The sequence below is a fragment of the Pseudoalteromonas sp. MB41 genome (assembly GCF_020966275.1).
GTDB classification, from domain to species: domain Bacteria; phylum Pseudomonadota; class Gammaproteobacteria; order Enterobacterales; family Alteromonadaceae; genus Pseudoalteromonas; species Pseudoalteromonas lipolytica.
The window spans coordinates 1-17,339 of sequence record NZ_JAJJZF010000044.1 but is presented as its reverse complement, the minus strand read 5'-3'; the positions used below and the strand labels follow the sequence as shown (position 1 = coordinate 17,339).

Annotated in this window: 11 protein-coding genes, 8 tRNA genes, 1 rRNA gene and 1 pseudogene; 16 read left to right on the top strand and 5 right to left on the bottom strand. The window is 41.7% G+C overall.

From position 1 onward, the window contains the following. Positions 1-287, top strand: a pseudogene (locus tag LPA49_RS21655) (IS4 family transposase); the annotation flags it as partial. A gap of 39 nt (positions 288-326) precedes the next feature. Here the strand turns inward: LPA49_RS21655 and LPA49_RS21650 are convergent. Continuing rightward, positions 327-2,171, bottom strand: a complete 1,845-nt coding sequence (locus tag LPA49_RS21650) for a M2 family metallopeptidase (RefSeq protein WP_074989862.1) — start codon at positions 2,169-2,171, stop codon at positions 327-329. A 208-nt stretch (positions 2,172-2,379) separates the two neighbouring features. Here LPA49_RS21650 and LPA49_RS21645 point away from each other — a divergent pair, with 208 nt between their 5' ends. Further along, complete coding sequence (locus tag LPA49_RS21645; protein WP_230237754.1) at positions 2,380-4,659, top strand: acyl-CoA dehydrogenase; 2,280 nt, start codon at positions 2,380-2,382, stop codon at positions 4,657-4,659. Between the two features lie 49 nt (positions 4,660-4,708). Here the strand turns inward: LPA49_RS21645 and LPA49_RS21640 are convergent, their stop codons facing one another. The 3 genes from LPA49_RS21640 to LPA49_RS21630 all read right to left on the bottom strand — a co-directional run bounded on the left by LPA49_RS21640 (position 4,709) and on the right by LPA49_RS21630 (position 8,803). Further along, positions 4,709-5,149, bottom strand: coding sequence for a hypothetical protein (locus tag LPA49_RS21640; RefSeq protein WP_036969320.1), 441 nt, complete (start codon positions 5,147-5,149; stop codon positions 4,709-4,711). A gap of 150 nt (positions 5,150-5,299) precedes the next feature. Then, on the bottom strand, positions 5,300-6,268 hold the full coding sequence (cysK, locus tag LPA49_RS21635) for a cysteine synthase A (protein ID WP_036969317.1): 969 nt from the start codon (positions 6,266-6,268) through the stop codon (positions 5,300-5,302). Between the two features lie 201 nt (positions 6,269-6,469). Next, complete coding sequence (locus LPA49_RS21630; protein ID WP_074989865.1) at positions 6,470-8,803, bottom strand: carbohydrate binding family 9 domain-containing protein; 2,334 nt, start codon at positions 8,801-8,803, stop codon at positions 6,470-6,472. 216 nt (positions 8,804-9,019) lie between these two features. Between LPA49_RS21630 and LPA49_RS21625 the strand changes: the two genes are divergently transcribed. The 13 genes from LPA49_RS21625 to LPA49_RS21565 all read left to right on the top strand — a co-directional run bounded on the left by LPA49_RS21625 (position 9,020) and on the right by LPA49_RS21565 (position 15,015). Next, positions 9,020-10,171, top strand: a complete 1,152-nt coding sequence (locus tag LPA49_RS21625; protein ID WP_036971603.1) for a dicarboxylate/amino acid:cation symporter — start codon at positions 9,020-9,022, stop codon at positions 10,169-10,171. Positions 10,172-10,279: 108 nt separating this feature from the next. Continuing rightward, positions 10,280-10,930, top strand: coding sequence for a UvrY/SirA/GacA family response regulator transcription factor (gene uvrY / locus LPA49_RS21620; RefSeq protein ID WP_036971600.1), 651 nt, complete (start codon positions 10,280-10,282; stop codon positions 10,928-10,930). A gap of 8 nt (positions 10,931-10,938) precedes the next feature. Beyond that, positions 10,939-12,762 carry an excinuclease ABC subunit UvrC gene (gene uvrC, locus LPA49_RS21615; RefSeq protein ID WP_230237753.1) on the top strand — a complete coding sequence of 608 codons (1,824 nt, stop codon included), beginning with the start codon at positions 10,939-10,941 and terminating at the stop codon, positions 12,760-12,762. A gap of 41 nt (positions 12,763-12,803) precedes the next feature. Continuing rightward, positions 12,804-13,349, top strand: a complete 546-nt coding sequence (pgsA, locus tag LPA49_RS21610; protein ID WP_036969313.1) for a CDP-diacylglycerol--glycerol-3-phosphate 3-phosphatidyltransferase — start codon at positions 12,804-12,806, stop codon at positions 13,347-13,349. 140 nt (positions 13,350-13,489) lie between these two features. Then, a tRNA-Gly gene (locus LPA49_RS21605) sits at positions 13,490-13,565 on the top strand. 12 nt (positions 13,566-13,577) lie between these two features. Then, a tRNA-Cys gene (locus LPA49_RS21600) sits at positions 13,578-13,651 on the top strand. Positions 13,652-13,685: 34 nt separating this feature from the next. Next, positions 13,686-13,772, top strand: a tRNA-Leu gene (locus tag LPA49_RS21595). 63 nt (positions 13,773-13,835) lie between these two features. Beyond that, positions 13,836-13,911: transfer RNA gene (locus LPA49_RS21590), tRNA-Gly, on the top strand. Positions 13,912-13,950: 39 nt separating this feature from the next. Further along, positions 13,951-14,037: transfer RNA gene (locus LPA49_RS21585), tRNA-Leu, on the top strand. A gap of 46 nt (positions 14,038-14,083) precedes the next feature. After that, positions 14,084-14,159, top strand: a tRNA-Gly gene (locus LPA49_RS21580). An 18-nt stretch (positions 14,160-14,177) separates the two neighbouring features. Continuing rightward, positions 14,178-14,251: transfer RNA gene (locus LPA49_RS21575), tRNA-Cys, on the top strand. Between the two features lie 34 nt (positions 14,252-14,285). Further along, positions 14,286-14,372: transfer RNA gene (locus LPA49_RS21570), tRNA-Leu, on the top strand. A 181-nt stretch (positions 14,373-14,553) separates the two neighbouring features. Next, the gene (locus LPA49_RS21565) at positions 14,554-15,015 is read left to right on the top strand and encodes a hypothetical protein (protein WP_036969311.1); all 462 of its coding nucleotides are present in this window, start codon (positions 14,554-14,556) and stop codon (positions 15,013-15,015) included. 17 nt (positions 15,016-15,032) lie between these two features. Here LPA49_RS21565 and LPA49_RS21560 read toward each other — a convergent pair whose 3' ends face one another. Next, a complete protein-coding gene (locus LPA49_RS21560) occupies positions 15,033-16,451 on the bottom strand; it encodes a sodium:alanine symporter family protein (RefSeq protein ID WP_036969309.1) in 1,419 nt (472 codons plus the stop codon). A gap of 627 nt (positions 16,452-17,078) precedes the next feature. On the opposite strand from LPA49_RS21560, the gene LPA49_RS21555 reads away from it, so the two are divergent. Further along, positions 17,079-17,339 (top strand): 16S ribosomal RNA (locus LPA49_RS21555); the annotation flags it as partial.

Sequence of the window (17,339 nt, the reverse complement as noted above, 5' to 3'; positions counted from 1 at the left end):
TCGCTTACAACTTAATACGCATAATCATGCTTGATGCAACTAAAGAAGAAGATATCTTGCCTACTCAATTAAGCTTTAGCCAATCTATGCGGCAGGTAATCGCTTTCTTCATGTTTACGCCAATACATAGTGCAAGTAAGTTACCTGTTCATTATGATGAGTTACTGAAAACACTTAGGTTGTTTATCTTACCCGATAGGCTACCAGACAGGCATTATCCAAGGGTGATAAGAAGGAAACCAAATAAGTATCCTTACAAAAGAAAATGCCAGTCAGCTCTTAACTGACTGGCATTACGCATATGCGGGCTTTTTGCTTTAGGTTGTTTACCAACCGCACTCACGGTCTTTATTTTGTTCATCAAGGTATTTTTGTAATGGTGCAAAGTAATCTAAGATTGCAGTGGCATCCATTTGTTCTTTACCGGTAATGGTGGCAAGTGCTTCTTGCCATGGACGACTCGAGCCCATTTCAAGCATTGCATTTAGTTTCTCTCCAGCCTCTTTAGAGTTATACACAGAACAGCGATGGATGGCTTCTTCGTTGCCTGCAATTTCACAAAGGCTTCTGTGGAAATCAAACTGTAAAATATGGGCTAAGAAATAACGTGTATAAGGCACATTACCTGGAACATGGTATTTTGCACCGGGATCAAAGTCTGATTCACTTCGAGCGATTGGCGCTTGCACACCTTGATATTTCTCACGTAACTCCCACCATGCTTTATTATAGTTTTCAGGTGTTACTTCGCCAGAGAATACCTTCCAGCGCCATTGGTCGACAAGCAGGCCGAATGGAATGAAGGCGACTTTCTCAAGAGCCATTTTCATTAATAGCCCAATATCTTTAGACTCATCAGGCACTTCATTTAACAGGCCTATTTCTTTCAAGTAACCCGGCGTTACCGAGAGGGCAATGGTGTCGCCAATTGCTTCATGGAAACCATCGTTCGCACTTTCTTGATAATAAACCGGTTGAGTGTTGTAGGCACGTTGATAAAAGTTATGCCCTAACTCGTGGTGAATAGTTGAGAATTCTTCGCCTGTGCGTTGAATACACATTTTAATTCGTAAATCGTCTTTACTATCGATGTTCCATGCAGAGGCATGACACAACACATCACGATCACGAGGCTTTATAAATAATGAACGTTCATAGAACGTGTCAGGAAGTGGTGCGAATCCCATTGATGTAAAGAATTTTTCTGCACCGCGAACCATTTTCAGTTCATCGTAATCGTGTTCAGCAAGCAATGCTGTCACATCGTAACCAGGATCTGCGTTTTCAGGCGCAACAACATCATAGATATTGCCCCACGTTTGTGCCCACATGTTACCTAATAGGTGTGCTGGGATTGGTTGGTCTTGGGGTACTTTATCTTCACCATATTGTTCACCCAGTTTTGCACGAACGTGACAATGAAGCGATTCGTAAAGTGGTTTAACTTGACCCCAAATACGGTCGAGTTCTTTGGCAAAATCATCAGCAGGCATATCGTACTTGCTTCGCCACATTGCACCTGTATCTGCGTAACCTAGCTCTTTAGCGCCTTCATTGGTTAGCACAACCTGTTGTTCATACAACGGGCGCATAGGTTTTGATACTTGTCGCCAACCTTGCCATAAATCGAGTAGTTCGTTGTAGTCTCGGCTAGTGGCCATTTTGGCGGTCATTTCACCTAGGCTTAAGCAATTTCCCTCTTCTTTACAATATTTCCCTTTACCATAAATACCGCCAAGTTCAGCCACAAGCTGTGATAACTTAGCAGTTTTTGCTGCATCTTGAGGTGCAGGCAATGTGAGAGCTAGCTTTAGTTTATCGAGTTTTCGGCGCGCATCGTAATCAAGCTCTATACTGTCAAACTTGGCTGCTTCGTTAGCGAGTCGCACAACCGATTCAGTCATTTTTCGATTAACTTCTGCTGATAACTCAGCACTGTCATGAGTAATGAAGTTTGCGTAAATCCATTCAGCACGGCTCGATTCTAAAAACAGTGCACTTAATTCTTTTTCTGTTTCTGCGATAAATTTATCTGCATCTTGTGCTGTTGCTTGGGGTGGTGTTTGCGTGGTCGTTGTTTTCGCAGTAGGCGCTTCGTCGTTACAGCCAGAAAGTGCCAACGCACTTGCGACCATTACAGCACTTACACTGAGCTTAAATGGAGTCTTCATAGTTTTTCCCTAAAGAATGTTATTGTTATCGAACTACTGGCTGAGCTCTGATGTGTCAGTAGTTTTAGTATGGTAGTGGCATAATAGCAGTGTCGAAAAAAAGAACAAGCGAAGAGCCGAATTGAGTCACCGTTACGATTTGACACGTTGTATTTATGGCACGATCAGTCATACTTGAGGCAGTTGATTAAAATAAAAGGATTGCACAATGACTACTGTAATTATTCTGTTACTGGTTGCTGTAATTGTGATTTTTGCTGTGAAAGATATTCGCATAAACCTGATCACGCGACCTACATTTAGTATGTTTAAAAGGGTATTACCGCCTTTATCTCAAACAGAGCGCGAAGCAATGGAAGCGGGTGATGTTTGGTGGGATGGTGAGTTATTTAGTGGTAACCCTGATTGGCAAAAGCTACATCGCTTTCCCAAGCCTGAGTTGAGCGAAAAAGAACGTACATTTTTAGCTGAGCAAGTAGAAACCTTGCTGGCAATGCTCGACGATTATCAAATTGTTCAAAAAGATAAAGACCTGCCTAAAGAAGTATGGGATTACCTGAAAAAAGAAGGTTTCTTTGCACTGATCATTCCAGAGAAGTTTGGTGGTCGTGAATTTTCGGCAATTGCTAACTCGACCATTGTGTCTAAAATTGCCACTAAGAGTCTAACAGCCGCTGTGACGGTTATGGTTCCTAATAGCTTAGGACCGGGAGAATTACTGCTTCATTACGGTACAAAAGAGCAGCAAGAGCGTTGGTTACCAAGCCTTGCAAAAGGTGATGATGTGCCATGCTTTGCATTAACAGGACCTGAGGCCGGCTCAGATGCAGGGAGTATTCCTGATACGGGTGTCGTGTGTAAAGGTGAGTTTAATGGCGAAGAAGTCATTGGTTTAAAACTTAACTGGTCGAAACGATACATTACGCTTGCACCGATTGCGACCGTGTTGGGGCTCGCGTTTAAAATGTATGACCCCGATGGTTTACTAGGTGATAAAAAAGAGCTGGGCATTACGTGTGCGTTAATTCCAACCGACCACGAAGGCGTGCAAACAGGTGAGCGCCACTATCCATTGAATATGGCGTTTATGAATGGCACCACGTATGGTAAAGATGTATTTATTCCGCTTGATTGGATTATTGGTGGAAAGCAGGGTGCAGGACGAGGTTGGCGTATGTTGGTTGAATGCTTAAGCGCAGGCCGCGGTATTTCGTTACCCGCCTTAAGCACAGCAACCGGGCATTTAGCTTCACGGATGACATCTGCCTATGCCACTGTTCGTCAACAGTTTGGTGTCTCTATTGGTCAATTTGAAGGAGTGCAAGAGGCTTTGGCACGCATCGGCGGGTTAACTTACACGCTTGAGTCTGCTCGACTCATGACCGCAGGAGCCATTGATTTAAAATTGAGCCCTTCGGTAGTCACTGCGATTGCCAAATACCATATGACAGAAATGGGTCGTACAGTAATGAACGACGCAATGGATATTCATTCAGGCAAGGGAATTCAAGTCGGGCCTAATAACTATCTAGCTCATGGTTATATGGGGATCCCAGTGTCTATTACGGTAGAAGGCGCTAATATTCTTACCCGTAATTTAATGATTTTTGGTCAGGGCGCAACCCGCTGCCATCCATTTGTACTTAAAGAAATGGAAGCTGCTGCAATGGAAGATCACGACTTAGCGTTAAAAGAGTTCGACGCGCTACTACTACAGCATATTTTGTTTGCTGGGAGTAATGCGGGGATGGCTTTTGTACACGGTTTAACGCGTAGTTATTTTGCCAAAGCGCCTGTGAGTGGTGCCACTTCTGTGTATTATAAGCAATTAGGGCGCATGAGCCGAGGCTTAGCGTTTTGCACCGATGTAGCGATGTTAGTTTTAGGCGGCGAGTTAAAGCGCAAAGAAATGATTTCAGCACGCTTAGGCGATGTTCTCAGCCACCTGTATTTAGCTTCTTGTGTACTTAAACGTTACGAAGATGAAGGGCGTCAACAGGCCGATTTACCGTTTGTTCAATACGCAGTAGAACATTCACTGTTTAGTATTGGCCAAGCATTTGATGGCTTTTTCAAAAACTTCTCAAACCCTGTAGTGAACTTTTTACTTAAACGTATTGTGTTTCCATTAGGCAACCATTATCACCGCCCAAGTGATGAGCTGGCGCAAACTATGTGTGAGCACATGAGTAAGCCTGGTGTGTTCAGAGATAGGTTAACACACTTGTGCTATGTAGATGAGAATGCTGGGACGGGTGTGATGGAAAATGCCTTTATGGCGATGATTGATACTCATGAAGACTTCAAGCAGCTGCGCAAGTGGCAAAAAGAGGGCACCATTGGCCGTAATTTAGAGCTTGAAGATGCGATAGCGGTAGCGGCAGAGAAAAACTTGATTAACGACACGGTTGTTGAGCGAATGAATGAAGCAAATGCGCTGCGAAAACGAGCCATTGCTGTTGATAACTTTACCCCCGGTGAGCTGTAGCTCATAGCATAAAAAAGCCTTGCAAGAGCAAGGCTTCTTTAAACGTTATTTATCGTGCAAATGGGTCTGGATTAATTTTTTCGATATACCAATTGCTCTTTTTACGTATCATTTGAACACTGCGCATATCATCTATTTTCTTACCATTAAAGTAGCCGGTAAATATTAGGTTTATATTCGCTTTATCACCGTACTGTTCGCGTAGACTCATATTTGTCATATCGACTTCAATCACGACTTCATCGTATTGCATATTAATAAGGTTACGCGCAAATTGGCTTGCTGTGCCGTAAGATTTCATAATGCGCGCCATTTTAGGGGTGGCATATTGCATTGCAAGATCGAAATCTTTTTGATTATAAAGGGCATCGAAATATAAGGTTGCCGTGTTTCCTGGTGTGTTCTTTTCACCTTTTGGAGAATCTTCAGAGCCGCAACCGAACAGCAGCACGCCACTTAATAGAGCACAAATAAAGAGTATTTTTTTCATTGTTATTGTTTGGCAGTTCAAGATAACTTTAAGTGTGTGACGAAATGGCAGTGATGTAAAGTTAACTCAGTAAATTTATTGGATAATATTGAATTTTATGTAATAAAAAAGGATGCACATGCATCCTTTTTTTTGATTTTGAGTGTGTGATTACTGTACTAATTCTTTGTCGCTAAATTCTTCTGCAAACAATGGGCTAGATAAGTAACGCTCTGTTGCACTTGGTAAAATAACGACAACATTTTTGCCTGCATTTTCTGGTTTTTCAGCTAAACGTTTAGCTGCAACAACCGCTGCACCAGAAGAAATCCCGACTAAAATCCCTTCGTTTTTCATCAATTCATGTGCCATTGCAATCGCATCTTCATTTGATACTTGCTCCGCTGAATCGACAACTTCTAAATCTAAGTTGCCCGGGATGAAGCCGGCTCCGATACCTTGAATTTTATGAGGACCTGGTTTGATTTCTTCACCAGCAAGCGTTTGGCTGATAACAGGTGAATTTGTTGGCTCAACAGCAACAGATTGCACATTTAGGCCTTTTTCAAGCTTAAGGTAACGACTCACGCCAGTGATTGTACCGCCCGTGCCTACACCAGCTACGAAGATATCGATTTTTCCATCCATTGCATCATAGATCTCAGGGCCCGTGGTTTCAAAGTGGATTTTAGGGTTGGCTGGATTTTCGAATTGTTGTAAAAGAATGTACTTTTCAGGCTCGCTCGCTTGAATTTCTTTCGCTTTTTCAATTGCGCCATTCATCCCCTTAGCACCATCGGTTAACACAAGGTTTGCACCCAATGCTTTTAATAGCTTACGACGTTCTAAGCTCATTGTATTTGGCATAGTCAGAGTTAATTTGTAACCACGAGAAGCGGCTACGAATGCTAATGCAATACCCGTATTACCAGATGTAGGTTCAATTAACTCTTTGTCTTTTGTTAAAACGCCAGACTTTTCAGCTTCCCAGATCATTGAAGCGCCGATACGGCATTTAACACTGAAGCTCGGGTTACGTGATTCTACTTTAGCAAACACATTACCTGTGGTAACGCGGTTAAGCTTTACAATTGGTGTGTTACCAATCGTTAATGAATTATCTTCAAAAATGTTAGACATAATGTTCCCTTGGAAGCAATTTATTCAATCGGGATCAAATAGCTTAGGCTATCGATCTGTAATAGTCACACTTTACTTCGCCTAATAAAAAACGAAAGTAAAGTTTGGCTATAACATATAGCGAATAGGCTTATAGCATTTAGGAATAAGCTTTAAAACTAAAGGAAAAAAGGGCACTTCGTTTGAGTGCCCTTAATGAGTCTACAATAACCAAGCGTAGCTGAACTTAGCAAATAAGGTTCGTTGTTCTTGGGTGATTGATGACAGTTCATCATCTTGGTAGCCATTATCAGAATAGCCAGCAAAAAAGACTGTTTGTGGGTTCAATTTGTATGAATACAGTAATTGTGTGGCGAGCTTTTTGTATTGGCTGTCTACGTCGTCTTGATAGTTAGCTTGATTGCGCTCTAGGTCTGTGTAAATTACAGCGAGACGTAAAAAGCTATTGACGTTAAATTGGTAAGTCAAACGTACATCGCTTAAATTAGCAGTGAAAACATCGCTACCATCAGCTTCTAGTTGTTCGTATGTATGACGTAATCGTACTTCAAAGTGCTTACCTAAGTTCATATTTAGAACAGGACGAATATGCAGCTTTTCACCAACACGGTTATTCGCTAAATCGACTGCATTTCCGGTATACATATATAGAGAGGCAAACAAACCTGCCTGTGGCTTAAAGTCACTGTAAAAGCCAATGCCGTTTTCGCTAAATAGATCCGTGTTGTCATCTATGTCTAGTCGTGACTTGTCATGACGAAGCCCTCTGCGGTTTCGATGTTCAACTGATAACTCAAAGAAGCTTTGTAATGGCCCACTGACTGAAAAACTTGACTGCGCTTCCTTCTCAAGTAGTTCGTTATTCTCGTTATGTGTAATATCCCAATCGGCATAAAGGTTAGCTCGATTCCACCAATTACCTTTATCGCCATACCAGCGGTATTCACCACCGGTGGTGAATTTTTTAAAATCAACTTGTGAGATAAAACCTAAATCAGCGCGTAAGTCGGCATCGCGGTAATTATAGTCTGCAAACGCACGCCAATATTTTTCGTCGTGTTGGTATTTTACAAAGTAACCGTTCCCTGATTGCTCCTGTTGGTTGAGTACCCGTAAAACTCCTTCGTTATAATCACAGTCGCGATTGATTTCACATGTCACTTGTTCTGGCTGTGTGCAGTTATTGCCATCGCAAAGCTCATCGATAAATGTTTGACTGTACTGAGTTTCCGACTTCAGGACTTGTACGAGAAACGTGTCGTTCACCGTTGGTTTATATTTGCTGTCGATGCTGTACACCGTGTTTTTGTAGTCATCACTTTGACGGTGTGTGGCTGTTGAGCCTAATGACAAACCTGATTCAAAATCGTATCGATAGCGCAAAGCACCGTTCTCACTTTTACTATCCAGAGAGACAAGTGACGAGCCCAAGTTGCCAGGGATCAGCACATTGGTTTGATTGTCGTTGGCTATAAAGCCTGCGAAAGTATGACCATTTTTGCTACCCGTTATTTTTGTGCCGTAATCAGGTTGAGCAATATTACGGGTGTGGATTAAATTGAGTGTTGAAGCAAAGTAGTCTGCATTATCAAGAAAAAATGCCCGCTTTTCAGGAAAGAACAAGCTAAAGTTGTTGTTAACACTTAACTGCGCTACATCGGCCTCAACTTGTGAAAAGTCAGGATTAATAGTGGCATTTAATGTGATATCGGGTGTTATACCCCATTTCAAATCTAAGCTTGCTTCGGTGGTGTTTTCACTTTCCCATTCATCAATATGAGCATTCTCTATCTCTCGGGTTTCATTTTTGCCTAATACAATAGAGGGGATCACGGCCACGTTATTCCCTTGTTTGGCTTCTTCAAAACCTTGATAGCTTGGCATTTGGCAAATCCAGCAGTTATTGCCGTGGTCAATTTTCATATTAGAAATACGCAAACGTTCGCTGCGTGGTAAGAACCTGACAAACTCCATAGCCATGGTTTTGGTTTTAATGCTGTCATCGAAGTTAAGTACGCGAAGTGGAATAGCCACTTCAACGGTATAACCACGGTCATGAATAACGCCTTCGCTATCCCAAATACCATCCCATGAAGAGCTTTCATGTTTCGTGAGCTCATTTTCAATGGAGTCTTGTTGCACACCTAATGGATTAATAAAAAATTGATAAGCAAGCTGCGAATTATTATATGAATCTATTTTTAGGCCGACTAGGTCATCATTCCATGCAGCATCACGGTCACGGTAAAAAGCGCGAATAAGTTCAGGGTTCGGATCGTTTGCTTCAAAACCTATGTATAAAGTTTCGCCATCTTCATAAACATAGGCAAAGGTAGTGACTGGGCTCTTAGCATTCTCGTAAGGCCAAGTGACATTATCGATTACTATTTTTCTGGCTTGCTGCCAACTAGGTTCATCCAGTTGACCATCAACTGTTGCGGATTCAGCAATAAACGGAAGTTGAATGGGTAGGCTAGTCGCCAAGCTTGTAAAAGGCGCACACAAAAGGGCCACACTTAAAATTGATTTATACATAAGTACTATTTTTGGTATTCAAAACTGCGCGCATGTTATTAATTTACGAGTTTGTTAACAAATGCAACGCGATAGGGTGCATATATTCACGTTCAAATTAGATTCAGGATAATCGTGGTGGTAAATTAGGCAATCAAACACAAATTTGGCTGTTTTATAACAAAAGTAAATCAAAACGTGGTAAAAGGTTACCACCAAAAAAAAGAAGTGATCGTTATGAAGTTAATTCTTAAATTAATTGCCGGTATTGTTGCCGGTATTTTAGTGGGCTTGTATGTGCCACTAACGGGTGTTGAACTCCTTTATACAGCAAAAGAAATTATTGGTCAGTTGATCACCTTTACGATTCCGCTGATTATTTTATTTTTTATTGCATCAGGTATTGCTGGTTTGCCAAAAGGCTCGGGCCACTTACTTGGCAAAACAGTTGGCTTTGCCTATGGCTCTACCATCATTGCTGGCACATTGGCATTTTTACTCGTGAGTGCCATGATCCCATTATTTGATGGTGGCTTAACATTTGAAGCTGAAGTTGCCACAGAAGTGGGTAGCTTTATTGATCTAGAAATTCCGCCGTTAATGGGTGTGATGACCGCGCTTGCAACCGCATTTGTGTTTGGTATTGGTATGAGCCAGTTGCAGCTAGATACTTTAAAGAAAGTGTCAGATCAAGGTCGCGATGTTATTGATGGCTTGTTGGCGAAAGTAATTATTCCAGCATTACCATTTTATATTGCTGGTGTGTTTGCTGAAATGACAGTGGCTGGTACCGTCGTTGATACCCTTCAAACCTTCGGTATTGTGTTACTTGCCGCACTTATAATGCATTGGTTATGGCTAACCGTTTTATATGTAACAACTGGTTTATTATTAAAGCGTAACCCATTAGAGCTTGTAAAAAATATGCTGCCAGCTTATTTTACTGCTTTAGGTACAATGTCGAGCGCGGCGACGATTCCAGTTTCGTTACGCTCAAGTAAAGCAAACAATGTGAAAGAAGATGTTGCAAACTTTACTGTGCCTCTATGTGCAACCATTCATTTATCAGGTTCGACGATTACAATCGTTACCTGTGCGATGGCTGTCATGTTTTTATCACCTAATATGGATGTGCCGTCATTGTTTGGTATGTTGCCATTTATTATGATGTTAGGCGTTGTAATGATTGCAGCACCGGGTGCACCAGGCGGTGCAGTGATGTCTGCGTTAGGCTTGTTAACAAGTATGCTCGGTTTTAATGAAGGTGCAGTGGCATTAATGATTGCCCTTTATTTAGCGCAAGACAGTTTTGGTACTGCCTGTAATGTAACAGGCGATGGTATCATTGCGTTGTGGGTTGATCGCTTTAGCGAGAAAGCCGCTGCGTAAAATTAACGAGTGAAACGATATTTTGATTTATCGTTTCACTTCTTCTGTGCTAATGTGGCACATTAAATAGTGCAAAAGCATATATTTGGGTTATTTGAGGGTGTTCCATTGATTAATGTACTTTTAGTTGATGACCATGAGCTTGTACGGACAGGGATCAGACGTATACTTGATGATGTTCGTGGTTTTAAAGTGGTGGGTGAAGCTAAAACCGGTGAAGAAGCGGTGCAATTTTGCCGTCAAAACTCACCTGATATCGTGTTAATGGACATGAATATGCCAGGTATTGGCGGCTTAGAAGCGACGAAGAAAATTTGTCGTTACTGCCCTGATGTGAAAATTATTGTGCTTACTGTACATTGTGAAGATCCATTCCCAAGTAAAGTAATGCAAATTGGTGCCCATGGTTATCTAACCAAAGGGGCTGGGTCTGATGAAATGGTGAATGCCATTCGTGCTGTTAATGCGGGTCAGCGTTATATTGCGCCTGAAATTGCCCAGCAGATTGCTCTTGCGCAAGTTAGCGGTCGTACTGATGAAAACCCTTTCCAAAGTTTATCTGAGCGTGAACTGCAAATTATGCTTATGATCACCAAAGGTGAAAAAGCACAAGATATCGCAGAGCGTTTAAACCTCAGCTCTAAAACAGTCAATAGCTATCGCTATCGTATGTTTGAAAAGCTAAATGTGGGTGGCGATGTTGAGTTAACCCATTTGGCGATACGTCATAAAATGATCGACATTGATAGCTCGCATTAATTTGCTCAATGTCTGATTTCGATTCCGCCCGTTTTCTTAAAACACTATCAAGCGAACCCGGTGTATACCGAATGCTTGATAGTGAAGGGCAAGTTATTTATGTCGGTAAGGCAAAGAACCTCAAAAAGCGTGTTACAAGTTATTTTCGCAGCAATGTAACAGACAGTAAAACGCGTGTATTAGTTAGCAATATCTGTGGCATTGAAGTTACCCTGACGAATACAGAAACTGAGGCTCTTCTTCTCGAAAACAACCTTATAAAAAAATATCAGCCTCGCTATAATATTTTACTGCGAGATGACAAATCGTATCCGTATATTTTACTGACAAATCATAAACATCCCCGTTTGGCGTTTCATCGTGGTAGTCGCAAAATTAAAGGTGAGTACTTCGGTCCTTTTCCAAGTGCGGGTGCGGTATCAGAAAGCTTACGGCTAATGCAAAAAATCTTTCCTGTTCGTCAATGTGAAGATGCCTATTATCGTGCACGAAGTCGCCCATGCCTTCAGTATCAGTTAAAACGCTGTTCTGCACCTTGTGTCAACAAAGTATCTGATGAAGAGTACAGTCAAGAAGTCGACTTTGTTCGTAAGTTTCTACTTGGCAAGTCACATGAAGTTATTGCCGATTTAATTACAAAAATGGAACAGGCCAGTAAAGCACTAAAGTTTGAACTGGCTGCTAAAGTACGTGACCAAATTTTGTTGCTTAGAAAAATGCAAGAGCAACAATCTATTTCAGGTAATCATGCTGAAATGGATGTGGTGGGCTTTGCACATTTAAACGGTTTAAATGCCGTACATTTATTAATGATCCGCGATCATAAAGTATTAGGCAGTAAGACTTATTTTCCGAAAGTCCCTAAGGATTCAGGGCAAGAAGAAATTCTCACCTCCTTCTTAGGGCAATACTATTTAGCACCGGGTGCAACAGGGCGAATTGCAAAAGAAATCATTTTGCCGTTTGCTATTGAAGAAAGTGAGCCATTGAGTAATGCGCTTACCACAATTTCAGAACGTAAAGTCAGCTTGAAAGTAGCGAATCGAGGTGAGAGAGCGCAATACTTAAAGCTTGCAAATAAGAATGCGCTTAACAGCATAAGTGTAAAACAAAGCACGCAAGACTCAATTAACAAGCGTTATGCGCAATTAAAAGAAACACTTCGGCTTGACGACATTAATCGCATGGAGTGTTTTGATATCAGCCATACAATGGGTGAAAACACAGTAGCAAGTTGTGTCGTGTTTGACTCACAAGGGCCAAATAATAAAGAGTATCGTCGCTTTAATGTGACGGGTATTACTGGCGGTGATGACTATGCCGCCATGGAGTTTGCGTTAAACAAGCGTTATAACAAAGTTGTTGATGAAGACAAGATCCCAGATGTTATCTTTATTGATGGTGGTAAGGGACAATTATCACGTGCTGAGCAATATTTTGAAAATTGGCCCCATAGCAAAATGCCACTGTTAGTTGGCGTAGCAAAAGGCACGAGCCGTAAGCCCGGTTTAGAAACCTTATTGATTGACGGCGGTAGGAAGACTATTCCGCTTGATTCAGATGCGCCGGCACTTCATTTGATCCAACATATTCGCGATGAATCACACCGTTTCGCAATTGCAGGACATCGTAATAAGCGTCAGAAACAACGGTCTCAATCATTACTTGAAGAAATAAATGGTGTAGGGCAAAAGCGCCGACAATCATTATTAAAATATTTAGGGGGCATGCAAGGGGTAAAAGCTGCTAATATAGAACAACTAAAACAAGTTCCTGGGATCAGCCCTGAAATGGCTGAAAAGATATTTAATCATTTGCATGACAAGGCGTAGCCTTCATGCGAATATAGAAAAAAAGACATCTCCAAGTAGTTATGTGGAATATTCCAAACACACTCACAACCTTTAGACTTTTTCTTATCCCCATTTTTTTGGTGATATTTTATTTACCTTATTCATGGGCGTTTTTCGCGGCCGCGTTTGTTTTTTGGCTTGCATCAATTACTGATATTCTTGATGGCTATTTAGCACGCCGTTTAAATCAGTCTACACCTTTTGGTGCATTCTTAGACCCTGTTGCCGATAAAGTAATGGTCTGTGCTGCATTAGTGGCATTATCTAGTCATTATCAGAATTTATATATGACGATTCCCGCACTTGTTATCATTAGCCGTGAAATAGTTATTTCTGCCTTACGCGAATGGATGGCAGAGCAGGGCAAACGAGATAACGTTGCTGTATCTAATATGGGCAAGTTCAAAACAGCTGCACAAATGTTGGCGATAATCGGACTTATTTGGCAGTTTGATACCTGGATGATTTATTTAAGTTATGGACTTTTATATATTGCCACGTTCTTAACATTGAGTTCGATGCTGCAATATTTGTTTGCTGCTTGGTCAGAATTGACCAAAAATTGATCCTAAACGTATAATTACACACCATTTTAGATAAAAAATAAGCAAACAGTTTAAAACTCGCATTTTTTATATTGACGCGTTTAATAATCTCTGTAGAATGCGTCCGTGTTGAGAGGGCATAGCCCACAAGATAAAGAAAAGCGGCACTAGCTCAGTTGGTAGAGCGCAACCTTGCCAAGGTTGAGGTCACGAGTTCGAGCCTCGTGTGCCGCTCCAATTATCTAATTTGGCGGAATGGCAGAGTGGCCATGCAGCGGATTGCAAATCCGTCCACCTCGGTTCGACTCCGGGTTCCGCCTCCATTCAACACTCCACACGCTCTTTGAGCAACCCGATGCCCGGGTGGTGGAATTGGTAGACACAAGGGATTTAAAATCCCTCGTTCGTAAGGACGTGCCGGTTCAAGTCCGGCCCCGGGCACCATTTGTGGTTAACTACAATACCAAATGTAGTTTTAAAATAGTTTAACTTTAGAGTTAATATGATGCGGCACTAGCTCAGTTGGTAGAGCGCAACCTTGCCAAGGTTGAGGTCACGAGTTCGAGCCTCGTGTGCCGCTCCATATTAGCTTTATCCACTTGCTTTAAATAGCAAACCCGATGCCCGGGTGGTGGAATTGGTAGACACAAGGGATTTAAAATCCCTCGTTCGTAAGGACGTGCCGGTTCAAGTCCGGCCCCGGGCACCATTTAAACTTTATTTAGTTTAAACTGTATGGATAAAACACTAAATTTGCGGCACTAGCTCAGTTGGTAGAGCGCAACCTTGCCAAGGTTGAGGTCACGAGTTCGAGCCTCGTGTGCCGCTCCAATTATTTGGAAGCGATAAGGCGGAATGGCAGAGTGGCCATGCAGCGGATTGCAAATCCGTCTACCTCGGTTCGACTCCGGGTTCCGCCTCCATTTAATACTCCACATGCTCTTTGAGCGACCCGATGCCCGGGTGGTGGAATTGGTAGACACAAGGGATTTAAAATCCCTCGTTCGTAAGGACGTGCCGGTTCAAGTCCGGCCCCGGGCACCATTTATACTTCAAAGTTTATATCTACTCTATTTCATATTTATTTCTATTTCCTTATTTACTCTAATTAGTTTTGTTATTTCCAAAATAGCTTTATAGTTTGTTTATGGCTACTTGACTAATGTATGCGTTAAATTTCCTTACATTATCAGTGGTATTATTCATAAAGTATCAAGGACAGATAATGGAACAATTTAAACGTGGTTTAAATCAGTTTTGGGTAGGCGCAGTGTTTGGTGTATGTTTCGCCATTGCGCTTGTTCTTATTCCGGTTGCGATTATCATGTCTAACATCAATGACGTACTGAAGATTCATGAAGTCAGTGTGTTAGTCAAAAAAGTCTCAACGGCATTTGATAAAACAGAACAAGCTCTCGAAAAAGCGAAAACAGCACTTGTTGATTTTGACAATGAAGTGGTGATGGAAGTGCTCACGGCAGTGCAATCTTACCAACAACAAACTCAGCCGCTATTTTCGGCAGAACAAAAGCAAGCCCTTAAAACAAAAGTCAAAGCTCAGTTAACAGAAAAGCTAAAAGTAACGTTAACCGAACAGCAAGTTACATTCTTACTCACGGTTTTTGAAAAGCTTGCAGAATCAAAAAAGGGAGCTGAACAGCTCCCTGAAAATACGACACTAAATTAAGCAAACACCTATCAAGCTTACTTACGCCAAGCACCTTTTGGTATTGTTTGATTTAATTTTTCGTTTTGTGACGGATCAAACGTGGGTAGCTTGCCCGCTTTACGTTGGGTGTTGTAGTCTTTAGCAAGCCAAATTACGACACCTGACAACATAAATAACGCAATAACGTTGACGATAGCCATAAGGCCCATGGATATATCAGCGAGAGTCCAGACAATAGGTAACTCACCAAGTGCGCCAAACATTACCATACCCAGCACTAATAATCTGAAGATCACCATACCTGCAGCGTGGTTATGTTCTAGAAATAATAGATTTGTTTCAGCGTATGAGTAATTGGCAACTATCGATGTGAATGCAAAGAATAAAATCGCAATTGCAACAAAGGTTGCGCCCCAACTTCCAACATGCTCCTCAAGTGCTGCTTGTGTCAGTGCAATACCCGTAACCCCTGATTCTGGGATTAATTGTTGAGATAATAAAATAAGAGCCGCTGTGGCTGTACATATAATAATGGTATCAACAAAGACGCCAAGCATTTGTACATAACCTTGTGAAGCTGGGTGTGGCGGATTAGGTGTTGCTGTTGCAGCAGCATTCGCGGCGCTACCCATACCTGCTTCATTTGAGAACAAACCACGTTTTATACCTTGGATCATTGCTTGCATCACGCCATAACCAATAGCACCTGCACCTGCTTGTTCAAGTCCAAATGCACTATTAATTACATGCATAAACACATTAGGTAATAATTCATAGTTGATTGCACAGACATAAAGTGCGACGAGTAAGTAGGCAAGCGCCATAAAGGGAACAACCATCTCTGCGAATCGAGAAATTGTCTTTAAACCACCAAAAATAATAATGCCTGAACCAAGCACAAGCGTAATACCGACAATATACTTTGGAATACCAAACGCGACATCAAACGCTGCAGCGATAGAGTTAGATTGTACAGCATTAAATACAAGGCCGAAGGCAAGGATCAAACACAGCGAAAAGATCACGCCCATCCAACGTTTACCTAAACCGTATTCCATATAATAAGCAGGACCACCTCGAAAGTTACCGTCTTCATCGACCGTTTTATAAGCTTGCGCAAGTGTACTTTCAGCAAAACTGGTTGCCATACCAATTAAAGCAATCAACCACATCCAAAAAATAGCACCTGCGCCCCCTAAATAAAGTGCAACTGCTACACCCGCCATATTACCTGTACCAACGCGAGCTGCTAAAGAAGTACAAAAAGCTTGAAAAGAGGAGATGCCTTCTCCTGAACCTTGGCGGCTATGAAACATAACCTTGATCATATGGGGAAATTGGGTGAATTGAATGAAACCGAGTCGAAGAGTAAAAAATAGCCCCGCAGCTATTAATAGGTAAACCAGAATGTGACCCCAAAGTAGGCCACTTATACTATTTATAATATCTGTCATTTTACATGCCTTGTGAGCGAGTGGAAAATCTGCGGCGCAACTTACCACAACATAGAGTGATAGTTTAGTAATTCTGTTAAAAAACCAGAGTTATCCACAGGGTTTTGTGGGTAAGATGTTGGTACTTAGTGGGTATCTAACGTATTTAAAAATAATTAAAAAATAGTAAGAAAAGTGCTTGCGTAAAAAATCCATCTCCCTATAATGCGACCTCACTGACACGGCGGGCAGCAACGAAAGACGCTGAGCAACGTAGCAGAGAGTTAAGTAAAACTTCGGTTTTAAATCTTCAAAAGAAAGTTTAAAATTAAGTGTTGACTCGAAAAATTAAGGATGTATTATACGCATCCCTCGAGACGCGAAAGCAACTCGAAACGTTCTTTAACAATATAAAGCAATCATCTGTGTGGGCACTCGTACAGATTGAGTTCTAACAGTCGAGCTACTTAGGTAGTAAGACAAGCAAATTTAGAGTCTCAATGTTTTTTCCTTTAATGGAAAGTGAGTGACCAACGGAAATAAGTTTACTTATTTCAGCACAGTCAATTCAACATCGAAAGATGTTAAATAAATTCAGAATTCATTGAGCATGTCCACTCCCTTAATGGGAAGGGCAGAAAAAACTTTTAATTGAAGAGTTTGATCATGGCTCAGATTGAACGCTGGCGGCAGGCCTAACACATGCAAGTCGAGCGGTAACAGAGAGTAGCTTGCTACTCTGCTGACGAGCGGCGGACGGGTGAGTAATGCTTGGGAATGTACCTTATGGTGGGGGACAACAGTTGGAAACGACTGCTAATACCGCATAATGTCTTCGGACCAAAGCGGGGGACCTTCGGGCCTCGCGCCATAAGATCAGCCCAAGTGGGATTAGCTAGTTGGTGAGGT

Excerpts from the sequence above, each read along its gene's own strand:
- cysK (WP_036969317.1), bottom strand. The coding sequence starts at position 6,268 with ATGTCTAACATTTTTGAAGATAATTCATTAACGATTGGTAACACACCA.
- LPA49_RS21625 (WP_036971603.1), top strand. The coding sequence starts at position 9,020 with ATGAAGTTAATTCTTAAATTAATTGCCGGTATTGTTGCCGGTATTTTA.
- LPA49_RS21640 (WP_036969320.1), bottom strand. The coding sequence starts at position 5,149 with ATGAAAAAAATACTCTTTATTTGTGCTCTATTAAGTGGCGTGCTGCTG.
- LPA49_RS21630 (WP_074989865.1), bottom strand. The coding sequence starts at position 8,803 with ATGTATAAATCAATTTTAAGTGTGGCCCTTTTGTGTGCGCCTTTTACA.
- LPA49_RS21565 (WP_036969311.1), top strand. The coding sequence starts at position 14,554 with ATGGAACAATTTAAACGTGGTTTAAATCAGTTTTGGGTAGGCGCAGTG.
- pgsA (WP_036969313.1), top strand. The coding sequence starts at position 12,804 with ATGTGGAATATTCCAAACACACTCACAACCTTTAGACTTTTTCTTATC.
- LPA49_RS21645 (WP_230237754.1), top strand. The coding sequence starts at position 2,380 with ATGACTACTGTAATTATTCTGTTACTGGTTGCTGTAATTGTGATTTTT.
- uvrC (WP_230237753.1), top strand. The coding sequence starts at position 10,939 with ATGTCTGATTTCGATTCCGCCCGTTTTCTTAAAACACTATCAAGCGAA.
- LPA49_RS21650 (WP_074989862.1), bottom strand. The coding sequence starts at position 2,171 with ATGAAGACTCCATTTAAGCTCAGTGTAAGTGCTGTAATGGTCGCAAGT.
- LPA49_RS21560 (WP_036969309.1), bottom strand. The coding sequence starts at position 16,451 with ATGACAGATATTATAAATAGTATAAGTGGCCTACTTTGGGGTCACATT.